Raw genomic sequence first — 6,098 nt, 5'->3', positions numbered from 1 at the left:
CCGCCCCCGCTTTCCGCGACATGATCGACACCATGAACAATGGCGGCAAGATCGCCATTCTGGGCATCGCGCCGACCGGCTTCGAGATCGACTGGAACAAGGTCATCTTCAAGATGCTGCATCTCAAGGGCATCTACGGCCGCGAGATGTTCGAAACCTGGTACAAGATGATCGCGCTGGTGCAGGGCCCGCTGGATGTCTCCGGCCTGATCACCCACCGCATCGGCATCGACGATTTTCAGGCCGGCTTCGATGCGATGCGCAGCGGCAGTTCCGGCAAGGTGGTGATGGACTGGTAGATGCCGCCTAGCGCAGGATTCTGTTTTTCATCAGCCATTTCACGGAGCGGGGCCATGCGTGGTTCGCACCCATGCGAAGATCGGTAAACCCCTCCGAAACATGTCTCCCGGTTTCGGCGTCAAGGATGCGAATGAACATAGTATGTTCCGTTCGGTTGACGCGCGTTACGACGCCAAGCAAGGCAAGCGACGCGCCGTGCTCCTTGGCAATCGGTCCTTCACAACCAGCGCAGTTGCGCAATCCGTGCGGCGCAGCAGCCTGTGTATCCCTCGCCGGCACATCAATTACTGTAAAGCGCCCAGACTGGGAGAGCATGTCCTTTGCAACTTGTGCCGATTCCGACAGATAGCGCCTGTCATATTCATCCGGGGGAATTATTCCCGCCCCGGCGCTCTTGTCCTCCAATTCGAAAGGGAACACTTCGATCGACATCGGCTTTGTCTGCTGGGCCTGCGCAAATGTGCAGGTGCCTACAAGTAGCGTCACCAGGACACTTAATGCGCGAATGCTCATCGTAGTCCTCCCGTCGGTGTAATGGGCATTATACGCGGCCTGACAACGCAAATCACGAACAAATCGAAGGCAATGCTATGCTTTGGCTGTGGTGGGAGCTCCCACGCAGTCTCGCTCGAACTCTGTCGTTCAGAGTGATTGGCTTGATCTTGGACTAACCCTTGCTCGGGACCAGACTGGTCTCCAATGCAGCCAGTCCGCTGGTGATCGCCGTGCGCTCTTCAGCGCTGAGCCTTGCCAGCAAATCGCGTTCGAACGCCTTCGCCAGCGGCACCATCTCGCGATAGGCGGCAAGTCCCGTTCCGGTCAGCGTCAGATGTTCGATACGGCGGTCTTTTTCGTCCGGTTTTCGCGTCAGCCAGCGACGCCGTTCGAGCTCGGCGACAGCGCGCGAAACCTTTGTCTTGTGCATGGCCGACTGTTCGCCCAGCGCCGTCGCCGTCATCGTGCCGTGCTGTCCGAGCCCGGCCAGCGTGCGCCATTCGGGACGCGTGAGGCCGTGACGATCCTTGTATATCCTCGAGAATTCTCGGCTGACCGCATCGGCAAGGCGATGGAGCCGATAAGGCAGGAAGGTTTCCAGTTCAAGGATTTCCATGGTTCCGTAGCGGCTAGGCGTCAGAGAATTGATAGTTACATTTTAGATGGTTACAAATGAAACCAGTTTGGTCAATATCAGAGCGCGTGAGGACGCACTGATTGGATCAGGGAGGAAGCAATGGCCTTTTCCTACATGCCGGGTTTCGGCAACGACTTCGAAACCGAGACGCTGCCCGATTCGCTGCCACAAGGACGGAACTCCCCGCAGCGGCCGGCCTACGGCCTCTATGCCGAGCAGCTTTCGGGCTCGCCCTTCACCGCCCCGCGCGGCACCAATGAGCGCTCTTGGCTCTACCGGATCCGGCCAAGCGTCAAGCACACTGGCCGCTTCAAGCCTGCGAGCTATCCCTTGTGGAAGAGTGCGCCCAATGTCGGCGATCATGAGTTGGCGCTTGGCCAATACCGCTGGAATCCGGTGCCGATGCCGAAAGAGCCGACCGATTTTATCGCCGGCATGCGCAGCATCACCACCGCCGGCGACGTGCTCGGCCAGACCGGCATGGCGGCACACGTCTATGTCGCCAACCGCTCGATGGTTGACGATCATTTCTTCAACGCCGACGGCGAATTGCTTGTCGTGCCCCAGGTCGGCGCTTTGCGCTTCGTCACCGAGATGGGCGCCATCGAACTGCGGCCCGGCGAGATCGCGGTGCTGCCACGCGGTCTGGTCTTCAAGGTCGAGCTGGTCGACAAGGAGGTGCGCGGCTACGTCTGCGAGAACTACGGCGCCAAGCTGACGCTGCCCGACCGTGGCCCGATCGGCGCCAATTGCCTGGCCAATCCGCGCGATTTCAAGACGCCTTGCGCCTGGTTCGAGGAGAAGGAAACGCCGTGCCGGCTGATGGTGAAATGGTGCGGCAATTTCCATGTCACCGAGATCGGCCATTCGCCGCTGGACGTCGTTGCCTGGCACGGCAATTACGCCCCCTACAAATATGATCTGGCTACCTTTTCGCCTGTCGGCGCGCTGCTGTTCGACCATCCCGACCCGTCCATCTTCACTGTGCTGACGGCACCCAGCGGCGAGGAGGGCACGGCCAATATCGACTTCGTCATCTTCCCGCCACGCTGGCTGGTGGCCGAAGACACGTTCCGGCCACCCTGGTACCACCGCAACATCATGAGCGAGTTCATGGGCCTGATCCATGGCCAGTACGACGCCAAGGAAGAAGGCTTTGTGCCCGGCGGCATCAGTCTGCACAATCTGATGCTGGCCCATGGACCGGATGCGCCTGGCTTCGAAAAGGCCTCGCGCGCGGACCTGAAACCGGTCAAGCTCGACAACACCATGGCGTTCATGTTCGAGACCCGATTTCCGCAAATGCTGACCCGCTACGGCGCCGAACTCGAAACCCGGCAGGACAATTATATCGACTGCTGGGCGGATCTGAAGAAGCGTTTCAATGGCACGCCCGAGGGCGACTGGTCTTGAGCACCGAGCCAATGCCGGATCGGTTGGTGATTTTGGGCTCGAAGGGCGCCCTGCGCTGCGGCCAGGCGGTCCGTGGCCAAGCTCTTCGCTGCTGCAGATCGGCGGCCGCAGCATCGTCGTCGACTGCGGACTTGGCGTCACGCGCGGTCTGGTCGATGCCGGCATCGGCCTGAAATCGCTCGATCTGATCTTCATCACGCATCTGCACTCCGACCATGTGCTGGAACTGGGGCCGCTGATCCACACCGCCTGGACGGCGGGTCTGGCGACCCCGGTCCACGTGTTCGGTCCGCCCGGCACGGATCATTACTGGCAGCGCTTTTGCCAGGCGATGGAGTTCGATATCGAAATCCGCATCGTCGACGAGGGCCGGCCGGATATTCGAGGCCTGGTTTCGATCGTCGAATTCGGGGAAGGCCAGGTACTCGAGCAGGGCGGCTTGACGGTTTCGGCGCTGCGCGTCGAGCATCCGCCGGTGACCGACTGTTTTGCCCTGCGCTTCGAACACGGCGGGAAAAGCGTGGTGTTCTCCGCTGACACGGTCTTTTATCCGCCGCTCGCGGAGTTCGCCCGGAGTGCGGATATCCTCGTCCATGAAGCCATGCTGGAGGAAGGCATCGAGCGGCTGGTGGCCAGGACCGGCAATGGCGCGCGGCTGAAAGACCACCTGCTCGCCAGCCACAGCTTTGCCGAAGAGGCCGGCAGCATCGCCAGCGATGCCAGCGTCAAGAGACTGGTGCTCAATCATCTCATTCCGGCCGACGATCCCGGGATCGGCGAGGCCGATTGGACTGCCGCTGTCAGGAAAACATGGGCCGGCGACTTGACGATCGCCCGCGACGGTCTTGTTGTGGGCTTAAGCAGCGCCAAAGCTGCAGCAGGAGAGGAAACCGCATGAAGCTTGCCACATTGAAGGATGGGACGCGCGATGGAAAACTCGTCGTCGTCTCGCGCGACCTGACACGCTTCACCGACGCCTCGTTCCTGGTGCGCACGCTGCAGGCGGCGCTCGACGACTGGCGCCGCGTCGCCCCGCATCTCGCGACAATAGCGGAATCGCTTGAGAACAATGCGATGCCGGCGGAGCGCTTCCACGAGCATGACGCCCACTCGCCGCTGCCGCGCGCCTATCAATGGGCCGACGGCTCGGCTTATGTGAATCATGTCGAACTGGTGCGCAAGGCGCGTGGCGCCGAGATGCCTGCGAGCTTCTGGACCGACCCGCTGATCTACCAGGGCGGCTCGGACACTTTCATTCCGCCACGCGATCCGATCCGCATGGCTGACGAAGCCTTCGGCATCGACATGGAAGGCGAAGTCGCCGTCATTGTCGACGACGTGCCGATGGGCGCCAACCTCGAAGAAGCAAAGGCAGCGATCCGGCTGGTGATGCTGGTCAATGACGTCACGCTGCGCGCGCTGACGGGGCCGGAGCTGGCGAAGGGATTCGGGTTTTTCCAGTCAAAACCGTCCTCGGCGTTTTCGCCTGTCGCGGTGACGCCGGACGAACTGGGTGATGCCTGGGATGGCGGCAAGGTCAGCCTGCCGCTGCTCGCCGATCTCAACGGCAAGCCGTTCGGCCGGGCCAATGCCGGTATCGACATGACCTTCGATTTTCCGGCGCTGATCGTTCACGCAGCAAGGACACGGCCATTGGCGGCCGGCACGATCATCGGCTCGGGGACCGTCTCCAACAAGCTCGACGGCGGGCCGGGCAAGCCTGTTTCGGCCGGTGGCGCTGGCTATTCCTGCATCGCCGAACTGCGCATGATCGAGACCATTGTGTCAGGCGAACCCAAAACGCCGTTCCTGCGCTTCGGCGACACGGTGCGCATCGAGATGAAGAACAAGACTGGGCATTCGATCTTCGGCGCCATTGAGCAGAAGGTCGAGAAATACGAGAGGTAAGGGCATGACGGGGGACTATCTTCTGGCCGGTGTCTGGGCACTCGCCATACTGGCGGTCTTCATCCAGGCGATCCGGCTGAGCTACCGCATTGAGGCGCGATCGCCCGGCCTGACCAACCGCAGCGGCTTTCCGCGCAAGGCGATGATGTTCCACACCATCACCAACATGAACGTCGCGCGCGACGAGGAAACGCAAGCCATGCGGCGGCGCATGAACCGGCTTCTGCTGATCGTTCTTGCCGGATTCGCGATCATGGGGGCAGGCTTGCATCTGATGCGGGCAGGGGGATGATCTCGTGAACCTGCTCGACCATCTGCGCCGTATGGCCGGCAACAATCTGTGGTCGAACGACCGGCTCTACCGCGCGGTGCTGTCGCTCCAGCCAGGTGAGTTCGAGGCCGAACGCACCAGCTTCTTTCCATCGATCAAGGCGACGCTCAACCACATCCTTGCGGTCGATCTTCTCTACCTCGATTTTCTCGAAGAGGGTGGTCTCGGTGCTGCCGCCCATGACGACTTCGTGCCCCTCGACGAGCCGGGGGCGTTGTTTGCGGTGCAGGTCGCAGCCGACCGGCGGCTGATCGCCTTTTGCGATAGACTGTCGGCCGACGACCTCAATCGGCAGGTTATCACCGACCGGCGCGAGGACGGCATGATCCCCGAGCGCATCGGCGATATCCTCGCCCATGTCTTCCTGCACGACATCCATCACCGCGGCCAGGTGCACGCCATGCTTTCGGGGACGTCGGTCAAGCCGCCGCAACTGGATGAGTTTATGCTCTATTATGATGCGAAGCTGAGGGAGAGAGAGGTCGAGCGGTTGGGGCTCTAATTAATCGTCAAGCCGCTCGGCCCTTTCAGAGCAGCGGTGGCGCCGATAGGTCTTTCCTTGCCGGGGGGCGGCAAGAGACGCGCTACGACCCTGCCGCGCCGGGTGATTACGATCTCCTCGCCGGCATTTGCACGCCTGACGAGTTCCGACAGTTTGGCTCTGGCTTCCGTAATAGAGACGTGCACGGCTCGACCTCGCTAGGCCCAACCTTAAGCCAAAGCCGGGCCGCGAGAGTAACCTTACGCCGCTTTGCCGTCCACCTTGATCACGCCGCGCTTGATCTGATCCTGCTCGATCGATTCGAACAGCGCGCGGAAGTTGCCCTCGCCAAAACCTTCGTCGCCCTTGCGCTGGATGAACTCGAAAAAGATCGGGCCGATCACGGTCTTCGAAAAGATCTGCAGCAGGATCTTGGTCATGCCGCCGTCGACGACGCCTTCTCCATCGATCAGGATGCCGTGCTTCTTCATGCGCTCGATCGGTTCGTCATGGCCGTTCACGCGGTCGTACGA

At 61.4% G+C, this 6,098-nt stretch carries 7 protein-coding genes and 3 pseudogenes; 6 read left to right on the top strand and 4 right to left on the bottom strand.

Annotation, left to right across the window (positions count from 1 at the left end):
- Positions 1-299, top strand: a pseudogene (tdh, locus tag EOD15_RS26605) (L-threonine 3-dehydrogenase); the annotation flags it as partial.
- Positions 300-306: 7 nt separating this feature from the next.
- Here the strand turns inward: tdh and EOD15_RS26600 are convergent.
- Positions 307-813: a DUF2380 domain-containing protein gene (locus EOD15_RS26600; protein ID WP_127269415.1), complete on the bottom strand. Its 507-nt coding sequence runs from the start codon at positions 811-813 to the stop codon at positions 307-309.
- 154 nt (positions 814-967) lie between these two features.
- Positions 968-1,411: a MarR family transcriptional regulator gene (locus tag EOD15_RS26595; protein ID WP_127320489.1), complete on the bottom strand. Its 444-nt coding sequence runs from the start codon at positions 1,409-1,411 to the stop codon at positions 968-970.
- Positions 1,412-1,531: 120 nt separating this feature from the next.
- Between EOD15_RS26595 and hmgA the strand changes: the two genes are divergently transcribed.
- The 5 genes and pseudogenes from hmgA to EOD15_RS26570 all read left to right on the top strand — a co-directional run bounded on the left by hmgA (position 1,532) and on the right by EOD15_RS26570 (position 5,586).
- Entirely contained in the window at positions 1,532-2,845 is a 1,314-nt protein-coding gene (gene hmgA, locus EOD15_RS26590) for a homogentisate 1,2-dioxygenase (protein ID WP_127408984.1), read from the top strand.
- Between the two features lie 11 nt (positions 2,846-2,856).
- Positions 2,857-3,743, top strand: a pseudogene (locus EOD15_RS26585) (MBL fold metallo-hydrolase).
- Entirely contained in the window at positions 3,740-4,753 is a 1,014-nt protein-coding gene (locus EOD15_RS26580; protein WP_127321735.1) for a fumarylacetoacetate hydrolase family protein, read from the top strand. Before EOD15_RS26585 ends, EOD15_RS26580 begins: the two are co-directional and overlap by 4 nt.
- 4 nt (positions 4,754-4,757) lie before the next feature.
- Positions 4,758-5,045, top strand: a complete 288-nt coding sequence (locus EOD15_RS26575) for a hypothetical protein (RefSeq protein ID WP_127270135.1) — start codon at positions 4,758-4,760, stop codon at positions 5,043-5,045.
- Positions 5,046-5,049: 4 nt separating this feature from the next.
- Positions 5,050-5,586 carry a DinB family protein gene (locus EOD15_RS26570; RefSeq protein ID WP_127321734.1) on the top strand — a complete coding sequence of 179 codons (537 nt, stop codon included), beginning with the start codon at positions 5,050-5,052 and terminating at the stop codon, positions 5,584-5,586.
- Here EOD15_RS26570 and EOD15_RS26565 read toward each other — a convergent pair.
- Positions 5,583-5,771 carry a type II toxin-antitoxin system prevent-host-death family antitoxin gene (locus EOD15_RS26565; protein WP_127270132.1) on the bottom strand — a complete coding sequence of 63 codons (189 nt, stop codon included), beginning with the start codon at positions 5,769-5,771 and terminating at the stop codon, positions 5,583-5,585. The genes EOD15_RS26570 and EOD15_RS26565 overlap by 4 nt on opposite strands.
- 54 nt (positions 5,772-5,825) lie before the next feature.
- Positions 5,826-6,098 (bottom strand): annotated as a pseudogene (locus EOD15_RS26560) (4-hydroxyphenylpyruvate dioxygenase); the annotation flags it as partial.

Source organism: Mesorhizobium sp. M7A.T.Ca.US.000.02.2.1, from assembly GCF_003996995.1.
Lineage (GTDB): Bacteria > Pseudomonadota > Alphaproteobacteria > Rhizobiales > Rhizobiaceae > Mesorhizobium.
The sequence above is the reverse complement of the archived record's forward strand: the minus strand, read 5'-3'. Positions and strand labels throughout refer to the sequence as shown.